The organism is Paenibacillus paludis (genome assembly GCF_042610515.1).
Taxonomy (GTDB): domain Bacteria; phylum Bacillota; class Bacilli; order Paenibacillales; family Paenibacillaceae; genus Paenibacillus_AQ.
Genome location: NZ_JBGJZP010000011.1, coordinates 115,428 through 135,699, shown reverse-complemented (window position 1 = coordinate 135,699; position 20,272 = coordinate 115,428). Strand labels below are relative to the sequence as shown.

General features: G+C 48.9%; 15 protein-coding genes and 1 pseudogene. 5 read left to right on the top strand and 11 right to left on the bottom strand.

Annotated elements, in window-relative coordinates:
• Positions 1–9: 9 nt before the first annotated feature.
• From ACAN56_RS21380 to ACAN56_RS21350, 7 genes and pseudogenes are all read right to left on the bottom strand, one after another.
• Positions 10–1,464 carry a GH32 C-terminal domain-containing protein gene (locus tag ACAN56_RS21380; RefSeq protein ID WP_489685703.1) on the bottom strand — a complete coding sequence of 485 codons (1,455 nt, stop codon included), beginning with the start codon at positions 1,462–1,464 and terminating at the stop codon, positions 10–12.
• Positions 1,465–1,535: 71 nt separating this feature from the next.
• A pseudogene (locus ACAN56_RS21375) lies at positions 1,536–3,923 on the bottom strand (glycoside hydrolase family 32 protein); the annotation flags it as partial.
• A 96-nt stretch (positions 3,924–4,019) separates the two neighbouring features.
• Entirely contained in the window at positions 4,020–4,910 is an 891-nt protein-coding gene (locus ACAN56_RS21370) for an ROK family protein (protein ID WP_038596298.1), read from the bottom strand.
• An 18-nt stretch (positions 4,911–4,928) separates the two neighbouring features.
• The gene (locus ACAN56_RS21365) at positions 4,929–6,413 is read right to left on the bottom strand and encodes a glycoside hydrolase family 32 protein (RefSeq protein WP_379145664.1); all 1,485 of its coding nucleotides are present in this window, start codon (positions 6,411–6,413) and stop codon (positions 4,929–4,931) included.
• Between the two features lie 287 nt (positions 6,414–6,700).
• Entirely contained in the window at positions 6,701–8,311 is a 1,611-nt protein-coding gene (locus tag ACAN56_RS21360) for an ABC transporter substrate-binding protein (protein WP_379145663.1), read from the bottom strand.
• A 58-nt stretch (positions 8,312–8,369) separates the two neighbouring features.
• The gene (locus tag ACAN56_RS21355; protein WP_038596304.1) at positions 8,370–9,251 is read right to left on the bottom strand and encodes a carbohydrate ABC transporter permease; all 882 of its coding nucleotides are present in this window, start codon (positions 9,249–9,251) and stop codon (positions 8,370–8,372) included.
• A 17-nt stretch (positions 9,252–9,268) separates the two neighbouring features.
• On the bottom strand, positions 9,269–10,171 hold the full coding sequence (locus ACAN56_RS21350; protein WP_052092700.1) for an ABC transporter permease: 903 nt from the start codon (positions 10,169–10,171) through the stop codon (positions 9,269–9,271).
• A 479-nt stretch (positions 10,172–10,650) separates the two neighbouring features.
• Between ACAN56_RS21350 and ACAN56_RS21345 the strand changes: the two genes are divergently transcribed.
• The 5 genes from ACAN56_RS21345 (at position 10,651) to ACAN56_RS21325 (ending at position 17,097) form a co-directional block, all read left to right on the top strand.
• On the top strand, positions 10,651–11,691 hold the full coding sequence (locus tag ACAN56_RS21345) for a LacI family DNA-binding transcriptional regulator (protein WP_379145662.1): 1,041 nt from the start codon (positions 10,651–10,653) through the stop codon (positions 11,689–11,691).
• 772 nt (positions 11,692–12,463) lie between these two features.
• On the top strand, positions 12,464–13,360 hold the full coding sequence (locus ACAN56_RS21340) for an ATP-grasp domain-containing protein (RefSeq protein ID WP_341119107.1): 897 nt from the start codon (positions 12,464–12,466) through the stop codon (positions 13,358–13,360).
• A gap of 160 nt (positions 13,361–13,520) precedes the next feature.
• On the top strand, positions 13,521–14,990 hold the full coding sequence (locus ACAN56_RS21335; protein ID WP_379145661.1) for a VCBS repeat-containing protein: 1,470 nt from the start codon (positions 13,521–13,523) through the stop codon (positions 14,988–14,990).
• A 20-nt stretch (positions 14,991–15,010) separates the two neighbouring features.
• On the top strand, positions 15,011–15,697 hold the full coding sequence (locus ACAN56_RS21330; RefSeq protein ID WP_038596316.1) for a response regulator transcription factor: 687 nt from the start codon (positions 15,011–15,013) through the stop codon (positions 15,695–15,697).
• 2 nt (positions 15,698–15,699) lie between these two features.
• Positions 15,700–17,097 carry an ATP-binding protein gene (locus ACAN56_RS21325; protein ID WP_379145660.1) on the top strand — a complete coding sequence of 466 codons (1,398 nt, stop codon included), beginning with the start codon at positions 15,700–15,702 and terminating at the stop codon, positions 17,095–17,097.
• A 17-nt stretch (positions 17,098–17,114) separates the two neighbouring features.
• Here the strand turns inward: ACAN56_RS21325 and ACAN56_RS21320 are convergent, their stop codons facing one another.
• From ACAN56_RS21320 to ACAN56_RS21305, 4 genes are all read right to left on the bottom strand, one after another.
• Positions 17,115–17,864, bottom strand: a complete 750-nt coding sequence (locus ACAN56_RS21320) for an ABC transporter permease (protein ID WP_379145658.1) — start codon at positions 17,862–17,864, stop codon at positions 17,115–17,117.
• Positions 17,861–18,784 (bottom strand): ABC transporter ATP-binding protein, encoded by a 924-nt coding sequence (locus ACAN56_RS21315; protein ID WP_379145656.1) that lies wholly within the window; start codon positions 18,782–18,784, stop codon positions 17,861–17,863. Before ACAN56_RS21315 ends, ACAN56_RS21320 begins: the two co-directional genes overlap by 4 nt.
• Before the next feature lie 62 nt (positions 18,785–18,846).
• The gene (locus ACAN56_RS21310; protein ID WP_052092306.1) at positions 18,847–19,536 is read right to left on the bottom strand and encodes a TetR/AcrR family transcriptional regulator; all 690 of its coding nucleotides are present in this window, start codon (positions 19,534–19,536) and stop codon (positions 18,847–18,849) included.
• 86 nt (positions 19,537–19,622) lie between these two features.
• A complete protein-coding gene (locus ACAN56_RS21305; RefSeq protein WP_379145655.1) occupies positions 19,623–20,195 on the bottom strand; it encodes a TetR/AcrR family transcriptional regulator in 573 nt (190 codons plus the stop codon).
• Positions 20,196–20,272: the final 77 nt, after the last annotated feature.

The following is a 20,272-nucleotide window of genomic DNA, read 5'->3' as shown; positions in this document are numbered from 1 at the left end:
AATATACATTCAAAACTCAATAAGCCATTGTTGACGGGCTTCACCGGTTTGAGGAGCCTCTAACGTCAGCTTCGAACCATCCTCAGAGACAGCCAGCGCCAACTGATTATGGACAGAGAGGATGGATGCTGAACCATCCCCATTCTTATGGATGATCCAGCGCTGATTATTGTAACCCAGATAAGCATAAAGCTGAATTGAATTGTGTTCTGTGTTCAGATCAAGGGCTTGACCCGAGGCCGTACGGATCGAGTAGGAATCAGCGTCATCTCCCGTCGGCACGAATACCCACTTCTGATCAGATATCTCATTTGCATCCCGGACCGTTACGGCTTCACCCTTCACCGGATTTGCTGTATAAATGGATTTCCGGAACGTTTCGTTCACCAGGCTTGATGTTATCAAGTTCTCCGTTGCTGCCCCGTTCACATTAACATTCTGGTAGGAGACAGACCCTCCGAATACATGAAGTCCAAAATGGCCTGCTGCAAAGGTTCCGTCCTTCAGATCTATTATTTTCTGCCCGCCCAGATACACCACAATATGAGGTCCGTCCGCTTGTATCTTTAAACTATACGTCCGGTCCGGCAGAATGAAGGCTGGAACCTTCGCCAGAACCTGCCGTTCTTCAAAACGTCCATCGATTTTGTAGAACAGACGGATTGCCTTCATATTAGGATCCAGATTCAAGTAATAGCCGCTGCGTCCGTCCGGACTTGCACGGAACAGAAGGGAGCCTGCACCTCCCGACTTGCCAAGTTTCATCTCGGCTTCATACGAGAAGTTTCCCGCCTTCTCCTCAGCAACATAATTTGCGTCGCTGGAGTGACTTCCGCGAATTCCATCCCCGCTAACTAGCCAAGAAGCCTTGGACACATCTTGCGTCCAGCCGCTGAGGTTGGTATGAAATGTTCCGCCGAACACTTTCACATCAAAACTTGCGGATGCCTTTCCATTCGGTGTAGATACTGTAATGATAGACTCGCCCGCTTTTTTCGCCTCAAGGGTTACACGGGAATTGCCTGCCGCCTTTATGATTACGGCATCTTCATTGCTGGACTTCCACTTCAGCGGCTGGGCGCCGTTGCCGGGTCCGTTTTCTACGATCACCTGCACTGTTTCGCTTTGCCCAACCCCCAGTTCACGGTCACTGGTATCCAGCACAATCCGGGTTGCCGAACCCGACTCAGGATTCCATACCGATCCAAGCTTATAGACTTTCAGAGAAACAACCTTCACATTGCCGCCCTTGCTATAGAAACTCATTGCCCTGCTGGCCGGGTCCGGAAAAATGACCTCGGAGAACACGGACTTCCCTTCATTTACAAAAACCTCAACCGAAGATTCATCCACCAGAATCCGCAGCTTGATTTGGCCGTTCTCTGTCGGCATTTTCGTTTCATGTCTCGTACTGAACAGGCTGGAGAAATCTGTTTCCCCGGAAAGAGAGCGGTCCACAAACATTGTGCTNGCAGCTTGATTTGGCCGTTCTCTGTCGGCATTTTCGTTTCATGTCTCGTACTGAACAGGCTGGAGAAATCTGTTTCCCCGGAAAGAGAGCGGTCCACAAACATTGTGCTCCCGCCCGGCTTATAACCTATAACTGTCTTCTGATCCGCTCCCTCACGTACGTTGAAGCCGAACTCCGATACGCTGCTGCCGGCGGAAATCTCCAGGGTAGGTTCAATTTCATAGGCGCCTGAGGTCATGCCTTTCAGCAGATTAGGAGAAGAAGGACTGACCACCTTGTTAGCTGCGGAATAGAGTTCACTGCGCAGGGATTCCAGCTCCTTCACCGGACTCTGGGCCAGACGAATTCCGTCTTGGGTGTTGATTAGGATAACTTCTCTCGGGATCGTCAGCTCTCCCTTCCAGTTAGACGTGGGAAAGGCGAAGGGATAATCCCAGTTGGACATCCAAGCCAGCATCACTCTGCGGCCGTCTTGCATATCAGAGAAGGACATGGATGCATAAAACTCCTTGCCGGCGTCTGTCCTCAATACGGTTCCAGCCGGGTTATCGTTCACGAATTTACCTTCCTTAGTCAGGCTCCCTACAAAATATTCCGCATCTGAACCACCTGTTGCCGGGTTCGCTCCTGTACTAATCATTAGAACCCATTTCTTCTCTGTCGTTCCCTGTACAGTAAGCGGAAACAAGTCGGGGCATTCCCACACCCCGCCACGGACATAATCCCCATAGCCCCAATTATCGGTCAAGGTCCAGTCGAGCAAATTAGTTGATGTGAAAAAGCGGATATGATCACCGCCCGATACCACCATGACCCAGCGATTATTCTCCTCATCAAAGATCACCTTGGGATCGCGGAAGTCCCATCCCCCGGGTTCTTCTCCGTTCTTTCCGGGGTTTTCAATGACAATTGGACGATCCTTGGCAGTTTCCCATGTCCGCCCCTGATCCTTGCTGTAGGCCAAACCTATACGCTGGTTGCCGTTAGGGGCATCCGGATTAAAGGAGGTGTAGTAGGCAAGAAGGCCTTTGCCGCCTGAATCCGAGAACAAACCGGAGGCATTCTTCAAATCTGCCACAGCAGACCCGGACCAGACATGGCCGTACTCATTCCATGGAAGGGCAATCGGCAGGCGTTTCCAGTTCAGCATATCTTTGCTGACGGCATGAGCCCATGTGCCTCCATCCTGATGAAAGAGATGATATTCTCCTTCGAAATAGACAAGCCCGTTCGGATCACTAACGGCACCGCGGATCGGCGTATAATGATACTGGGGCCGGTATTTTTCATTATTGTAACTGCCAGCGTCCGTAACATAGGCGTCCTGAAAGTAAGCGGTTCCATGATTTACAACAAGTCCGGCGTATCCGGTAGCATAAGAACTGTCCTTAACATCTATTGCTGCCGGAGTATACCCGTCCACGAAAATCTGAATCCGGTTCCCCTTCGCCTGCACTTCCACCGCATGTTTTGCCCCCGCTGGACTCGGATAAGTCTGCTTGGAACTGGCAATTACTGTGCCGTTTGCTTTTGTTAAAGTGACATGTACCTGATTTCCTTCTTTCGCAAGAGAGGCTTCATATCCCTTCGCACCGTCAGAAGAGGAACGGAAGGCCAGGCCTGCAACAGCAGTGGAACGAAATGAGATCACTCCTTCATACACCAGATCAGCAGCTTGCCTGCTATAGATCTGCAGCGCCTTGCTCTGATTTACAGAGATCCCTTTTTTACCGCTGATATCCGGCTGCCACTGTCCCTGACTTGCCAGCACCGTATCCAGATTCCCCTTCAGATCGCTTACGTTAATGTTTTGGAACAAGGCAGCTCCACCCGAGACGTGGAGTCCAAGCCGTCCGGAGAGATGTGCATTGTCCTGGATATCAATCACGGGCTTATATTGATTCCCCCAATACACTTTCAGTAGGGCCCCTTCCGCTTTCACTTTAAGATGGTAGATTTCACCTTGTACCAGGGAAACCTTACGTTCCTCATGCAATTTACCTTCTCCGCTGCTTCCGTCTTTTAAGCGGATAAGTCCGGCATCCGGTACGATTTGCAGCATGTATGAACGCTGACCCTCCTCGCTGGAACGGAAAAGCAGCGCAGCCTCCGGCTGCCGGTCCTTGATCATTACATCAGCCTCATATATGAAATCATCTGCTGACGTTTCGGAAATCGCCAGCACCTTTTCTTCAGGATCGGATGTCAGCAGAAGCCCTTCTGACGTATCCTCCAGCTTGCCTTTTCCGGCTATTCGCCAGCCCGTCAAATTTGTAGCAGCTTTGGTAACGGTTTCAGAAATAGAAAGACCCTCCTTTGTCAGTCTGCCGGACTTCTGCTTTGCCGGTGCGGCCCAGCCTGTATCCTCATTAACGGCAACAATCCCTGTTGAAGTTATCATGACTCCCGCAGCCAACAGAATGGTTAGTGCAAATTTTGATTTCCGGTTCATCCTTTACCCTCTCTTCCTGTAAATGATATGTCGCCTTTACTAAGAGCAAGGCCGGCCAATTACGCTCATAACTGGCCGGCCTTATCTTTTGCTGTATTATATAGAAGAAACTCGATTATTCCATGCTGTGAGTCCTAATGCCAAAGCGCCGCCTAACCCCGCCTGCTGGCCAAGGCCCGGAGAAACAATGTACTCCTCCATATGGTCCAGAATGGCACTTGAACTGACATATCCGTTCAGGTTCAGGAGCACAGCCTCCCGGATAAGCGGGTACAACTGAGGCTGCTGCATAACCCCGCCGCCCAAAATTATTTTTTGCGGAGAGAGCAGTAGAATAGCATCCGTTATGGACTGGGCGATGTAGAAGGCTTCCATCTTCCAGGCTCTATGATCCACCGGAAGCTCGTGGCCTTTCTTCCCCCATCTGGCTTCAATAGCAGGACCTGCCGCCATCCCTTCGAGGCAGTCCCCATGGTAAGGACAACTACCAACGAAATCATCTTCAGGATGGCGCCTCGTCAACAGATGCCCGCCCTCAGGATGTACAAGACCATGAACTAATTGGCCTTCCGAATACACGCCGATACCAACGCCCGTGCCTACCGTAATGTACAAGCAGCTTGACAGGCCTTGAGCAGCCCCCCATTTTACCTCGCCATATACAGCTGCATTCACGTCAGTGTCGAAGCCGAACGGGACCGGAAAGGCTTGCTTTAAAGTCCCGAGCAGATCGTAATTCCCCCACCCCGGCTTAGGTGTTGTCGTAACGTAACCGTAGGTCGGGCTGTCTTGGCGGATGTCAATTGGACCAAATGATCCAATCCCCATCGCTTCTACCCCTTTGTCTTGAAAATACTCTATGACTCTGGGCAAGGTCTGATCCGGATGTTCGGTCGGAAAGCTGATCCGATGTTCAAATCTCCCGTTTTCATCCCCGATCCCGCATACGAATTTCGTCCCGCCTGCTTCAATCGCTCCTATACGCATGTCACTTAACCCTCCCGGTTACTGGTTGCTGCCGTTTGCGGTAGATGAAGCCAGATTGTAGATATCCAGCGAAAGGAACAAGTCCTCTTCATTGTCGGCAAACGCAGCAAGACCGGTAGATTCGGATTCAGGGAAAATGAGATCTGTAATGACTGCCTGGCCTCCACCACAGAACGCTTCAACGGAGGAACGGTCCACATAAATATGCAGATCATAGGCTGTACCCGGTGCCGCAAGCTTCGCTGAGTGGCGTCCCGGGAACAACTTGTGGAAATCATGCTTCCCGGAGGCTGTCCGGTCTACATACAATTCTTCCGTCTGCGCATCAATCCCGACCATGGTTTGCTGCTTTGCACCTGCCTTTACTTTAAAGCCGGCAGATGTCCCATGAGCAACCTCCGCCTCAATAACGTAAGCCTCAAGATGAAGCTTGGCACAGGCTGCATTAATTTCTTGAACAGAGACATTTTTCAGGGAAAGGACCGGGGTACGCGCGGCTTCCAGTTCTTTTGCAGGCTTCTGAATGAGCGTAGTTTGCCCGTTCCTTAACTCCAGATAAAGCTCCCGCGGAATCGTCATTGCTCCGCGGAACCCTTCCGCCGGTGTCTGACCGGCATACATCCAGTTGCTCATCCAGCCGATAAACAGCCGTCTTCCGTCTTCCTCGGGCAGATCGGACCAGCTCACACCGGCATAATTATCTCTGCCGTGATCCAGCCAGCGGATGCTCCGGGACTCTTCGTCAGGAGTAAATACCGCTCCGTCAAAGTCACCCGTGAAATATTGCGTTCTTGAGCCCTCCTCAAAAGCGGGATCTGCACCAATACTCACGAGCATTACCCATTTGGTATCCGATTTCTTTCCGTCAACGGCCAGCTGGAACAAATCCGGGCACTCCCACACACCGTCATGTGATCCGATGCCCTCACCGAATTCGCTGGCAAAGGTCCAGTTGATCAGATCAGGGGAATGATACAGACCTACCGTTTGACCACAGGCTACGATCATCACCCATCTACTCTTCTCTTTGTTCCAGAACACCTTGGGATCACGGAAATCAATGAAGATATCATGTTCAAGCACCGGATTCCCTTCGTATTTGGTCCAGGTTCTGCCTTTGTCCTTGCTATAGGCCAGACTTTGACGCTGAATGGCAGGTTGTCCTTCCGGCATGTCAAAGTGATGGGTAAAAATGGCCACCAGCCCTGGCTGATCCTCAAAAAATCCAGTCGTGTTATTCCAGTCGACAACGGCGCTTCCCGAGAAAATCATCCCCAGTTCATCCGGCACCAGCGCGATCGGCAGCTCTTCCCAGGTCACCAGATCCTTACTGACCGCATGGCCCCAATGCATGTCCCCCATGGTCATTCCGCCGGGATGATGCTGAAAGAACAAATGATATTCCCCCTCGAAATATACCAAGCCGTTTGGATCGTTCATCCACTTTTCTTTGGGTGAAAAATGATAGGCACCCCGGTAGTTTTGTTTTGTAATAGCTGACATTATGATTTCTCCTTTGCTCCTATATAGCTTGAACTGAAAAGTTTAGAATAAAGGTTCAGTCGCAACTACGGAGAATATTTGGACTTCCGGCCGCGATTGTCTTCGGATTTCTTGATTATGACCGCTGTCCGCGGTTGAAATCCGAAGACTGCCTATGCTTTCGAAGCGAGCTTTCCTACGGAAAGCTTTCAGGCGGACGCTTACGCTCCTGCAGTTCCAAACTTCCCCTCCGCCGCTTTCGCCTCTAGGTGTACTTTAGTTCAGCTTATATATATTTTTATATTTATCTATTTTCCCGTCGCTCTGTCGTAGCCTGCCTGTTTAATTTCAAGCCATTCCTGCAGGCCAAGACGGTCCAGCTCCTTCAAATAATCATTCCACTGTGCATCGACTTTTCCGTTCTGGTACCATTCTGTACGCATTCTGAGTACATAGGCGAACAAGTCGGTTTCAATCGTCGTCAGGCGGTCAAGCTCATCAATCGAATGAAATACGCTCGGCATTACGTTCTCTGCTTTCATCTTTGGAGCCATGATATTCTTGATGATGTCCATACGCCCTTTGGCATCATCCGGCATGGTCGTATATTTGCCATAGTAGGAATCAAGAATAGCCAGCGGTCCGCCGATACTTGTTTTCTCGCGAAGCTCCACAGGAGCAGCGCCTTCCAGCGGCAAATGCTTCAGCATTCCTTTTGCTTCATCAAATTCGAAGATGTTCTGCTGTGTGTCATCCCCGTAGGTTCCCCAGTTGTTCTGGACGGATTGAACGGGATCATACAGCTGATCTACCCATTTCGCTGTCGTTTCCAGGTTTTTATTGGCGCTTGTCACAACCATCTTACCGCGGCCTAGACCGAGACCGTTGGTTCTGGTTACGTTGACTTCACCATCAGGGCCTGCAAGCGGCGGCATTACTTCATAAGCAGCGTTTGCTCCGGAGATATTGGCTTTATCCCAAGAGAAGTAGAGGCCGTACTTCTGATCTTTGCCTTTGGCCAGGTAAGTGCTCCAGTCTTGGGTATAGGCTTCGATATCAATGAGTTTTTCTTTATAAAGGTCATTGATAAAAGACACCGCCTTTTTATAACCTTCTTCCTTAGCTGTAAATATCACTTTGCCTTCATTGCTTACGACAGCATGGTCGGGATTCTCGCCCAATCCGAATGAACCGAAGAGGAATGCCAGATCTTCCGCACCCGGCTTGTTGATAAAGGATAAGGGAATTTCGTCTGCCTGACCGTTGCCGTTCGGATCTTGGGTCTTGAAGGCAATCAACACCTTTTTCAATTCTTCCGTGGTTGTCGGCATGTCGAGGCCCAGCTTCTTAAGCCATTCCACGTTGATCCAAGGCATGCTGTCTACCGCCTGAATTCTTTCTTTTCCGTTCCCAAGCTCTTCAATCCAAGGAAATGCATAAATTTTACCGTCAGGCGCTGTAATCATACTCTTGTATTCAGGGGCTTCTTCCAGCACTTTTTTAAAATTGGGCATATTCTGCTCGATCAGATCGTTCAATGGAACGATAGCACCATCTTTAGCAAGCTTCAGCAGCTCATAATCACTGTAGTCGGCATTGAAAATAGCATCGGGGAGATCACCGCTTGCGACAGCCAGGTTTCTTTTTTCCACGAATACGTCTCTGGTGAAGTTTTTCCAGTTGATATGCACATTCGTTTTTTCTTCCAGACGTTTATTAATCAGCTTTTCGTTCGGATCGGCCGGTGCCAGCGGGGAGCTTTGGGTAATGAAGTTCAAGGTGACTTTGCCGCTTGGATCCTGTTTTTCACCGGCAGCATTTCCTCCCCCGCCGCCGCATGCGGCAAGGAACATAAATGAAGCAAGTACAGACGCAGAAGCTGCTTTTGACAACACTTTTGATCTTTTTGATCTTTTCATAGGATATGACCTCCAAAGTGAATAGGGATGAAAGAACTTATCTATGTGCAGCCGCTTCCTATTTAATGGAACCGACCATGACACCTTTTTCAAAGTACTTCTGGAAGAACGGATACATAATAATGAGCGGCAAGCTGGAGACAACGATTGCGGCATACTTGATGATTTCAGATAATCGTTTCATTTCCGCCATGGCCAGCTGATCAGCGATCATGCCGGGATCGACCTGATTCTGAATCAGGATTGAGCGCAGAACGAGCTGCAACGGATGGAGGTTGGGATTATCGAGATAAATCATGGCATCAAAGTATGAATTCCACTGGCCGACAAAAGCATACAGCGCCAGCACGAAGATGATCGGTTTCGAGAGCGGTAATACAATGCTGAAGAAAATCCTCATCTCTGAAGCCCCGTCCACATTGGACGCCTCCTTCAGCTCATTCGGCACGCCTTTGAAGAATGTTCTGGACAAAATAATATTCCATACATTGACCGCCCCGGGAATGATGACAGCCCAGACTGTATCCAGCAGCCCCAGATTCTTAACCAGCAGGTAAGTCGGGACCAGTCCTCCTCCAAAGAACATCGTAAAGAGGAACACTGTCATAAAAAAACCTCTACCCTTCATCCTGTCATCCGACAAGGCATACCCCGCACAGATCGAGACCAGAACGGTAAGAATAGCAAAGGAAGAGGCGTAAAAAACAGCGTTTCCAAATCCTCGGATCATCGCCGGATTGGTAAGAATCATCTTATAGCCTTCCAGTGACCAGTCCGAAATTTTGAACGACAGCCCTTGGCTGAGCAGGATCGACGGATCCATGAAGGATGCAATCACCACATAAATGAGCGGAAGCACCACAATCAATACAGCAAGGGTCAAAAAGGTGGCGTTCAGCACAAGAATAAAGCGGTCCAGCCGGGAATGTTTGATGAACATGACTTGTTGCTCCTTTCTTATAAAAGACCTTCGCCCTCATTCAGTTTCTTCACTGTGAAGTTCACCGTAATGAGCAGGATGACGTTGATAATAGAGTTGAATAGTCCTACTGCGGCTGAGTATGCATAGTCACCGGACTGCAAACCAATTTTGTAAACGTACGTCGGAATAATCTCAGAGGTTGGCATGTTCGTTGCCGTTTGCATGAGATAAGCCTTTTCAAACCCGATCGACATGATGCCGCCCGCGGCAAGGATAAACACAATGGCCATAATCGGACGAATGGTCGGAATATCAATATGACGTATTCTTTGAAGAAGATTAGCACCATCCAGATTGGCTGCGTTATGTAACTCAGGGTCCACATTGGCAAGAGCCGCAACGTAGATAATGGAAGCCCATCCCGCACCCGTCCATATATCCGAAAGAATATAGATCCAGCGGAAGTACTCCGGACGTGACATGAACATCACCGGTTCACCGGTAGCCCAGCTAAAAAGCTGGTTGATAGGTCCTGTCGGGGACAGGAAGATAAACAACATGCCGACCACTACAACAACGGATATGAAGTTAGGGGCATACAAGAATAACTGTATGTTCTTTTTGACTCCGGCCCGGCGAACCTGATTGAGCATCAAGGCCAGCAGGATGGGAACAGGGAAGCTCAAGATTAGACCGAAAAAACTTAATTTAAGCGTATTCATAAAAATCACTTCGAAGTTTGGGGAAGACAGGAATTTCTCGAAGTTGTAAAAACCTACCCACTCGCTCCCCATAATTCCCTTGATTGGGCTGAAATCCTTAAAGGCAATAATCGCACCATACATAGGACCGTATTTAAAAATAAGGGTCAGGATCAGTGCCGGTGCTAGCATTAAATAAAGGAAGTAATGTTTCTTCAAATATTCAAACAGGGACATCTTCCGCCCCGTCACCAGTTTTCTGTGATCCACTTCAATTGAGTTATGCAATGCCTTTACCTCCATTCTTATACAATGTTTTTCACCAGTGAAAGGCTTACATTTTGACGTTCATGCCCTTCTTCATTTACAATTTATCAAAGACTTCACCATGAGTCAATACATTTTGTAAAAATATATTTGTTCATTTGACAATTATTCCGTATCTAAAATCCCTGAAAATATTGTCAAAATTGATAAATAGGTGGTTTTTCTTAGAAAAAGAGCATTTATTCAACTTAATATATTCATTTTAAACACTTTATCAGAAATAATTACCAAACAAAACTATTACATAATGTAAACTTAATTGTGCATTTGTAAAATTAACGTTGCTATTTTGAGAAAACTATTATACATTTAAGGGAGTAAAGCGAAGCGTATGCGGCCGCTATTTGCAGAGTGAAAGAAAACAATAATATAGAGGTGAAATTACATATATGGCACGGGGAAAAGTAACGATACAGGATATCGCTGATGCTCTGGGGATCTCCAGAAACACGGCCTCCAAAGCCTTGAACGGAACGGAAGGATTGCCTGAAGAAACCAGAAACAAAGTTATCAAAAAGGCGATTGAGTTGAAATATAAGCAGTTTTCTTTAATGGAAACCGAAAATGTCCTGCCAAAGAGCTCGAGAAACATTGCTTTATTAACAGAGAATTTGCCGAATACTTCGCATTTTGGATCGACTTTGATCAGCGGCCTGGAAAAGCGGATCAGTGCAGAAGGATATAATTTGTCCATTCACATCATCCGGGAGATTGAACAGAAATCTCTGTCCCTCCCTAATAATTTCGATGTATCCAATGTGGACGGAATCATATGTATTGAGCTGTTCAACTTGGAATACAGTAACCTGATTACAAGCCTTGAGATTCCGACCATTTTCATCGACTGTTCCGCACATGTCTGCTACCCTGATTTCCGGGCGGACGTGTTGTTAATGGAGAACGAACACAGCACCTATCAGCTTACTAAAAAGTTGATTGAGGGCGGTTACAAAACCCTGGGGTTTATCGGGGATTATAATCATTGCCGGAGCTTTAATGAAAGATGGGTAGGTTTTAATCGTGCTCTGACCGAGGCTGGAATCCCGCTAGATCCCGGCCAGTGCGTTCTCGATGAGGATAATCTCTTTTTCTCCAGTCCCTGCTGGGCGGATGAAAGATTGAATGACATTGCCGAGCTCCCGTCCGCCTTTGTATGTGCGAACGATTACATCGCCGTAAGCTTTATGAAATCACTGAAGAATCTGAATCACTCCATTCCCGGTGATATTGTCGTCTGCGGTTTTGATAACGGCCCGGAATCAAAGATTATTGAGCCTCATCTTACCACCGTTCATATCTACAGTAATGAAATGGGCGTCAAAGCAGCCGAAATACTGCTGTCACGCATCACCTATCCAGAGCAGCCTTATCAGGTCTCTCATATCTACACGAAACCAATCATTAGAGATTCCACTCCGAATATTAGCTGATTGTGGAACCTATAAACGCTTACATTCAACAAAAGCATCCCTTTCACGTGAAGGGATGCTTTTGTTCTGGAATTTTGGAACTGTAGGAGCGATAGCGACCACCTTTGTCTCCGGATTTCAACCGCAAATAGCGGTATAAATCAAGAAATCGGGAGACAACAGTGGCCGGAAGTCCAAACATTCACCGCAGTTGCGTTCTATGCCGGATCGGTAAGTCTAAAGTTCAACTTATATAGCTAAAGATTTATATAAATGGTGAAGCTGTTCACAATTACTAAAACCGTGTTTAACACTAACAGAGAGGTCTTAGATTTCCTTTCCCCCCTAAAAATAGATGCAACAATTTGAATACCCGGTATCAAAAAAAGGAATACCCGCTTGGGAATATAATTTGTGAAATCATCAGCCTTGAACTGGAATGATTTCACCTGTATTCCCATCTGGTCCGGTAATGAACGATACGCAATAAAATTAGACAGCAGAGTAATTGCAATCATTCCCGCTACAATGTAAAACACGGTGTCCCTCTTCATTTCTGCTTTTCATCCCCTTATTTTACTAATGCCAAATTATTATAAGTTTTCAAGAAAAATCTGTAATTAACATGTGTCACACACTGAATGCTACTAGCTGCACATGAGCTGCGGGCATTTGTACCTCCAATATTTCCCAGTTCCCTGATTTCCGTAATCGCTGGGCATGCTGGCTTCGCAGAGCTACCTAAGAGAGTATAATGGAAGGTAAACAAGCTTAAGGGATGAGGGAGAGTATTATGAGGATTATTTTCTGCCAGGATCCGCTGGATGCCAAGAGGGTGGATATGGATTATGAAACGGAGTGGCATGCAGCTCAAGCTGCCGGCTTCAAGACGGAGCTCGTTTCACTGGAGGCCTTGATGGAAGGCCAGGCAGCCCGGTCCATCCGGCAGATTACACCTGCGCTCTCTATGGAATCTGCAATTTACCGGGGCTGGATGATGAAGCCGCAGCATTATCAGCAGCTCTACGATGCACTCCAATCAAAGAATATTGAACTTATCAATGATTCTACCGCCTATGCTCACTGTCACTACTTGCCCTATTCCTATTCGATGATCGCATCGTTGACACCGCGCACCATCTGGCGCACAAGTCCAAGCAAGCCCGCCGACTGGAAGGAGCTGTTCGAACAAATTGCCGTATTCGGCGAATCTCCTTTAATCGTCAAGGACTATGTGAAGTCAAGAAAGCACGAATGGGTTGATGCCTGCTATATCCCGGATGCTTCAGACCACGGCAATGTACAGCGGGTGGTGTGGAACTTCATCGAAAGACAGGGGGCCGGACTGAGCGAAGGAATCGTTATCCGTGAATTCGTTCCTCTGGAGTACCTGCAATCACACGATAAGAGCGGCATGCCGCTTTCCAAAGAATACCGGATATTTTTTCTGGATCATCAAATCATAGCTTTTCTGAATTACTGGGATGATGTTACCTACGATGAGGATCAGCCGGATCTGACCCCTTTTATGGAAATTGCCCGCACGATTACAAGCCGCTTCTTCACCATGGACATCGCCAAAACTGCAGAGGGAAGCTGGATTATTGTAGAGCTGGGAGACGGCGGTGTTTCGGGCCTGCCCGAGCAGATGGATGTCAGAGCGTTTTATGAGGGGTTACTTCAAGACTAATAATGACCGATCCGCCGCTGCTCTAGCTTTTCGCTGGACACTTATATACAAGGTACTATCCAAACAGCCAGACTCCCGTTTAGCCTTTACCATTTTGAAACTACTTTGCCGAAGGGTTGGGATATACTAGCCACAGATGAACTTAAGGAGATTATATCTTATGAACAAATCAGGCCTAAGCGCCCTTCTCTTATTATCGATTATTGCTGCAGGCTGCGGTGCACCCAAGACTCCCAGTGATTTACTCCGGGCCCCTTCGCAGGGCAGTGCCGATGGCACCATTACAAGTATTGTGAAGTCTTTTCTTCCGGCGAATGCCCACCTGACGGTGCCCATCAATTCCGAATCCGGCAGTGCCATTCAATTGCAGGATCTCGACAAGGATGGTCAGGATGAAATTCTGGCCTTCTATAAAACGGACAAAACGGATTATGAAATCAATACCCTCGTATTGTCCAAACCCGGCGCCGACTGGAAAAAGCTGACTACGATTACGGGAGTCGGCAGTGAGCTGGATTACGTACAGTTTATAGATGTTACCGCAGACGGAGCAGCGGATATGCTGCTCGGGTTCAGCGGCGGCGAAGGCTTGAGCAAGGAACTGTCCGTCTACAGTCTGAGTGGGGGTGAGCTGACCGAAAAGCTCAAGCAGCCTTATGACCAGCTGGTTGTCGGCAATCTGACCAATGAAGGTCAGACAGATATCGCCCTGATCCAGGGAACGTTCACCACGGACACCCAGCCGCAATCCCACCTGCAGGTAATCCGGCTTCATGACGGCAAGCTGCAGACCTTGTCTGACCAGACCATCGACGGGTATGTGTTTCAAGCCTTGTTTACAAAAGCAGCGCCATCCAAAAATGCCCTGTTCATTGATGCGGCGGTTGGTGCACATTCCTCCTACACTTCTCTGCTGACTTGGGAAAATGGCAAATTTATTGATATACTTGCAACAGAGGATTATCAGCGTGACGAATTGGCAGACAGCAGGGATATTGTGCTGGGGCCACTTGTTTCGAAAGCAAACGGTTTGCTGGGTGAGAACAATATGGCGATCAAGGATTACCCGCTGTATAGCTCAGATATTAACGGTGATGGCATTGTCGAGATCGGATTCCTTGTCCCCCCTGCGGGTACAGAGAGCTTTGCCCCGCTGGCCACTCCCTTCATCACCAAATATTATCAGTGGGACGGGCAATCGGGACTGAAGTTTGTGGAGGAGCATTTCGACAGATGGGGCTACAATTTCCACATTCCGCAATCCTGGACCGGTAAATACAAGCTTGTGGCCCCGGAGGAATCCCCTACGGCTTGGGAGCATATCCAGTTTAGCTACACCAATGCAGCGTCTGCTGAGCAGGCCCCGCTTCTGGAGCTGCGCCAGATCTCCAAAAAGGATTGGCAGACTGCCGAAGCGGCACTGCTGGCGAAGAACACAACCTATAAACTGCTGTATGAGCTGCAAAATACGGAGGATAGTACAGCACCGACCGTGCTTGTTGCTGTTCTTCCATCCGCTGATGCAGCCGGCAAGCTGACCGGCTCCTCTCTTCAGGAGTATGAACAGCTAAAGCTGACGCTTGATGAAGTGCAGCAGCTGGCCGGCACGCCCCAGAAGCCCCAGCAATAGGTAGAACAAGGAGGGCACCCATGAAAGTGCTGGTACTGGAAGATGAGAAGCCCATACGCGATTTTCTGCTTGTCAATCTTAAGCGTGCGGGCTTCGAGGTTGTCGAGGCCTCCACAGGCGAAGAGGCTCTGGCTGCCGCCCGGGATCAGAAGGATTTTGATATTGCTATTCTGGACCTGATGCTTCCCGGTGTCAGCGGCTTCGAGGTGTGTGAACGCCTGCGGGGCATGTTCCCCCGGCTTGGCATTATTATGCTGACTGCCAAAAGCCAGGAAGTCGATAAGGTGATGGGGCTGGAAGCCGGTGCAGACGACTATGTGGTTAAGCCCTTCAGTCCGGTTGAGCTGGTTGCCCGGGTCCGGTCGCTCTACCGGCGGATGTATCCGGGAGAAGTGTCCGCACAAGAGAACCATATTGAGCTTCCTCCATTCACACTGATGCTGGATGAACGCAAATTACTGAAAGACAAGCTCGAGATTCCCCTGACGCCCACGGAATTCTCCATCGTCAAACTGCTTATGGAGCAGCCTAACAAGGCTATGAACCGTGACGATATTCTTACCTCCGTATGGGGGCAATATTTTATGGGAGAGCTTAAGATTGTAGATGTTAATATCAGCCGAATCCGCCAAAAAATCGGGCAGGGCCCTTCCGGACCACAATACCTCGAAACGGTCTGGGGATTCGGCTATCTATGGAGGGTCTAACATTGCTGAAGGGAATCAGGTCTAGGCTTATCGTCTATATCACCATTGTTCTGCTCCTGATCGTCCTGCTGCTGGAGGGAGTATTTATTGTAGCAGTCCATTACTACTACCTGGGCAGCGCGATGGAGACCCTGTCTTCCCGGGCCGTTACCTCCGCCACCTTTTTCAATAAGTATCTGGAGGGCTACTCGATCAATGAACGGGCCAGGTACATTCTGGAGAATCTTTCGACTGAAGAGAGCAGCAAGGTTGAAGTGCTCAGTCCGGCAGGTGATGTCATTATCAATTCATTCGGCTTCGCAAGCTCGGAGCATATTGAGACCCCTGACGTCAAAGATGCTTTGATCAGCGGCAAGGGGACCTATCAGAGTATTACCCCTCTCAACGGTGAACGGATAATGGCCGTTTCCATTCCTTTGAGGGAATCCGGGGAGAACATTGGTGTACTGCGTTACTCTGTTTCAGCCGAGCCCCTCTACGACGTTATTATCAACATTGTCCTGAATGCCGCCTGGGTCGGGCTGCTCGTCATTCTTTTTGGCTTCGTACTCAGCCTGATTATCGCTAAACGGATCGTTGGACCTATTCAGCAATTAACCTCTGTCGCCAAAGAGATGGCCACCGGAAACTTTGACGTAAGGGCGGAAAAGCGGTATGACGATGAGGTCGGCACCTTGGCAGTCACACTGAATTACATGTCAGAGGAAATGGTCAAAAGCGAAAAAATCAAATATGATTTCATCTCTTCCGTCACGCATGAGCTGCGCACTCCCCTTACCTCGATCAAAGGCTGGGGTGAAACGCTGCTTGTGGGTGATTTGTCTGATAAAAAAGAGACCCTGCAGGGTCTTGAGGTAATGACCGGGGAAACGGATCGTCTGATTGGTCTGGTTGAGGATTTACTGGATTTCTCCAAATTCCAGGCGGGGGAGATAAAGGTCTCGCTCCAGCCTTATGACCTCAGGGGTCTGCTTGAGGATCTGCTGCTGCAGTTCAGGTACCGGGGCCAGACCAAACAAATCCGGCTCTATGCCGATATTCCCGATCAGCCGCTGCCCGTGGACGGCGATTTCAACCGGTTGAAGCAGGTTTTTGTAAATCTGCTGGACAATGCTTTCAAATTCACTCCCGCCCAGGGGGAGGTCCGCCTCACGGCGGACTATAATGAAACCCTAATTATCGTCACAGTCGCGGACAACGGGGAAGGCATCGAAGCTGACGACCTCACGAAGCTCGGGACCAAATTCTTCAAAGGCAGATCACGCCAGTCCGGGAGCGGACTGGGCCTTGCCATCTGCAAAGAAATTATCGAGCTGCATGGCGGCCGCCTGCGCATCGAGAGCGAATTCACCAAGGGAACCTCAGTCATCGTGGAGCTGCCGCGCTACCCGGTGGAGTGAGGTGCCCCTTTTATCAATTATGCTTGATCAGCATAACGCCACCAGGAGAGTGTGCCGATCAAGCCAATACCACCGGTCAGATACGGAAGGCTGAGACTCAGAGCCTGCAAATGGGCATTTCCCTCCCCCGAAGCGCCGCTGAGGAGCCCGGGGATGGCCCATGGAATATATTCCGTAATTCCAATGCCTCCGCCAAGCTGGGAAATCACGATGGTAAGCACAATGAACCCAAACGCAGACATATACCCGCGTCCAACGCTGGCCATCCAGGCTACCGGGATGCATAAGCAGATGACCATGAGACAGAGCAATACATATTCCCTGAAGCTTTCCGCGATGATCTCAAGGCTCCAGCCATCCAACTGGACAAACCAGGCGGTAAGGCTTCCAACCGCAAACATAAGGAGTGCCAGGACCTCACACCAAACTGTGGCAACCATTAATTTAGCGGCTGCCACACTGTAACGGGAAAGCGGCAATGCCAGTAAATCCTTAACCGTACGGTCGGAGTATTCCCGGCCGAATATCCAACTGTATATAAAACCGAATCCGATCAAGCCTCCGATCGAAACCACATAACCAAGCTCATCCATAAACCCCGGCACATCCAATATACTCTCTATGTTGTTCTGAGAACCCAGCGATCCGGAAAATACGAGCCCCAGCATAACCGGCAGCAGGATGCTGGTGCCGAGTGATATCCATAGCAGTCTGGACCGGCGAAGCTTCAAGATTTCCCCTCCTATGGCTGATAACCATTGATTCATTCTGTTGCTCCCCCTCCGGTTTCAATTTTTCTAAGAAAATAAGCTTCCAGATCCTCTTCTTCTACACTCAACTGAATGGGCGGCATATTTGCATGGACCAGCAGCTTCGATATCTGCTCAGGACTAGCTATCGCATGATCGTCGGAGAGCTGCAGCCCTTCCTCGGACCATTTCACCTTATAACCGTGCTGGAGCAGCTTTATCCGGGCAGCTTCAGGATTACGGGTCTGCACAAGCAGATGTTTCCGGAGAATATGCTGCAGCTCCCTGACCTCCGTTTCCTGAAGCAGCTTGCCATGATGAACAATACCGATCCGTGTCGCCAGTCTGGCGACCTCGCCCAGGATATGGCTGGAGATAAATATTGTCACCCCGTGAGTCAGGGCAAGCTCGTTAAGCAGCTGCCGTACCTCGACAATTCCAGCGGGATCCAGTCCGTTCGTCGGCTCATCCAGAATCAGCACTTTTGGATTATGCAGCATTGCTTTGGCCAGGCCCAGCCGCTGTCCGTTGCCGAGTGACAATTTACCGGCCTTGCGGTCCCGGTAGGGGGTTAGCTGCAGCTTGTCCATTACAGAATCTATGGCATCGTGTTCCGGTATGCCCCGCAGACGGCGGATGATCTCCAGATTCTCCCGGACCGTTAACTCAGGATAAGAATACGGGGTCTCCACCATGTATCCGACGTTCGCCCACAGCTTGTGACTGCCGGCATCCACACGTTGCCCAAACAAATAGGAAGCTCCGGAATCCGGCCGGATCATCCCCAGCAGCATGCGTATCGTCGTCGTTTTACCCGCACCATTCAGTCCCAGAAATCCGTAGATTTCCCCTTGCTCAACATGCAGTGATATTCCGTCTACAGCATGATGGCTTCCGTAATGTTTCGTTAAGCCTTCAGTCTGAATAATAGCATTCACATTATCGCCTCCCTTTATAAACTAACTAGTTAGTTATATTTGATGAAAATAAAAGCCATCTTCTACAGTAAAGATGGCTCCATGACACCATAAATGACAAACTTCGCAATCTGATCCATGGTGTGCTCCTTCATCTCCGGGGAGTCCAGCTTGCCCATCACTTCCTTATAGCGTGAAAAGGACTGAAGCGTCGCTGTCGTCACATTCAGAATCAGAATCGGAAACATCGCCGGATCGAAATCCTGCCGGAGGATTCCATTCTGCTTCGCGGCTATGGCCAGCTCATGCAGCTGAGTCATATCATCCGGGCGGTAGGTGATTTGATTCCAGGTCTTCCAATCCTCAGCGGCCTCCCAGAACAGAATTTTCAAATATCGCGGGTACTCCAGGAGAAACTCATACATTTGCCGGGTAATCTTCTCCAGAAAACTTTTGAATACAACAGGGTCACTCATGAGACTTGGGTTCTTCAACAGCTCGGCGATTGCCGCCCCGGTTACCTGCTCACTAATCTGGTCGGCACGTTTGACTACTTCGGTGTAAAGTCCCAGCTTATCGCCGAAATACTGATAAATCAGGCTTTTGTTATACCCCGAAGCCTTCGCAATCCCGTCGATTCGTGCTGCTGAATAACCAAGCTCGGCAAACGTCTCCTCCGCAGCGTCAAGAATCATCCCCTTGGTTCGGGCTGCATCGTAAGTCCGTGAACTTCGCTTGCCGTTGCCCTTGCTCCCGCTCTCTGCTGGCGTCATGGTTTTCACCTCTTTTTATAACTAACTGGTTAGATTATATTTAAATGTACTACCGAAGTCAAGAGCACCTATATTCTATTGATCTGTTATTGAGAGCGGAGCAACGTTATTTGTCTGGCCAGATAGGACGGTGTATAGGGCATGTCCTTTCGAAGCCAGGCGACAATCGTACCAATCAAGGCTGCGGAACCGTACCAAATGGCGACCTCTCTTTGTATATTTGCTGATGAGTCCCCCGGGTCACCTTGCTTTCGCTCCAGTCTTTCAGCAATCATTTCCGACAGCAGCTTGAACAAACGATCCGTGAAGATCGTAATTTGTCTCGATGTAAGAATAACTTTGTAAAATCTTGCATTCTCCTCAATATGCTTGAGAAGGTTCTCCAGCAGCGGCCAATCCTCCTTGTCTGCCAACTCCGAATGATTGTTTACTACCTGATGAATGTCCTCGACCATATCATCTGCCATCTTCTCCAGCATATCCGGGAGATCCCGGTAATGCAGATAAAACGTAACGCGATTGATTTTTGCCCGCTCTGCAATGCGGTTTACTGAAATTTTCTCGATGTCCATTTCCTCTAGCAGTTCAATCACTGCATTTCTAAGCAATTGACGCGTGCGGAGTATGCGTGGATCTGTTCGCGACGTTGTTTTATTCATTCTTCTCGCTCCATTCTTCTGCTTTCACATCGTAAACTACATCTTCTATATAATTGTAGCTTTTTAAACAGTAAAAC

Excerpts from the sequence above, each read along its gene's own strand:
- ACAN56_RS21305 (WP_379145655.1), bottom strand. The coding sequence starts at position 20,195 with ATGAATAAAACAACGTCGCGAACAGATCCACGCATACTCCGCACGCGT.
- ACAN56_RS21355 (WP_038596304.1), bottom strand. The coding sequence starts at position 9,251 with ATGTTCATCAAACATTCCCGGCTGGACCGCTTTATTCTTGTGCTGAAC.
- ACAN56_RS21310 (WP_052092306.1), bottom strand. The coding sequence starts at position 19,536 with ATGACGCCAGCAGAGAGCGGGAGCAAGGGCAACGGCAAGCGAAGTTCA.
- ACAN56_RS21330 (WP_038596316.1), top strand. The coding sequence starts at position 15,011 with ATGAAAGTGCTGGTACTGGAAGATGAGAAGCCCATACGCGATTTTCTG.
- ACAN56_RS21365 (WP_379145664.1), bottom strand. The coding sequence starts at position 6,413 with ATGTCAGCTATTACAAAACAAAACTACCGGGGTGCCTATCATTTTTCA.
- ACAN56_RS21335 (WP_379145661.1), top strand. The coding sequence starts at position 13,521 with ATGAACAAATCAGGCCTAAGCGCCCTTCTCTTATTATCGATTATTGCT.
- ACAN56_RS21320 (WP_379145658.1), bottom strand. The coding sequence starts at position 17,864 with ATGAATCAATGGTTATCAGCCATAGGAGGGGAAATCTTGAAGCTTCGC.
- ACAN56_RS21360 (WP_379145663.1), bottom strand. The coding sequence starts at position 8,311 with ATGAAAAGATCAAAAAGATCAAAAGTGTTGTCAAAAGCAGCTTCTGCG.
- ACAN56_RS21340 (WP_341119107.1), top strand. The coding sequence starts at position 12,464 with ATGAGGATTATTTTCTGCCAGGATCCGCTGGATGCCAAGAGGGTGGAT.
- ACAN56_RS21380 (WP_489685703.1), bottom strand. The coding sequence starts at position 1,464 with ATGTTTGTGGACCGCTCTCTTTCCGGGGAAACAGATTTCTCCAGCCTG.
- ACAN56_RS21350 (WP_052092700.1), bottom strand. The coding sequence starts at position 10,171 with ATGTCCCTGTTTGAATATTTGAAGAAACATTACTTCCTTTATTTAATG.
- ACAN56_RS21345 (WP_379145662.1), top strand. The coding sequence starts at position 10,651 with ATGGCACGGGGAAAAGTAACGATACAGGATATCGCTGATGCTCTGGGG.
- ACAN56_RS21370 (WP_038596298.1), bottom strand. The coding sequence starts at position 4,910 with ATGCGTATAGGAGCGATTGAAGCAGGCGGGACGAAATTCGTATGCGGG.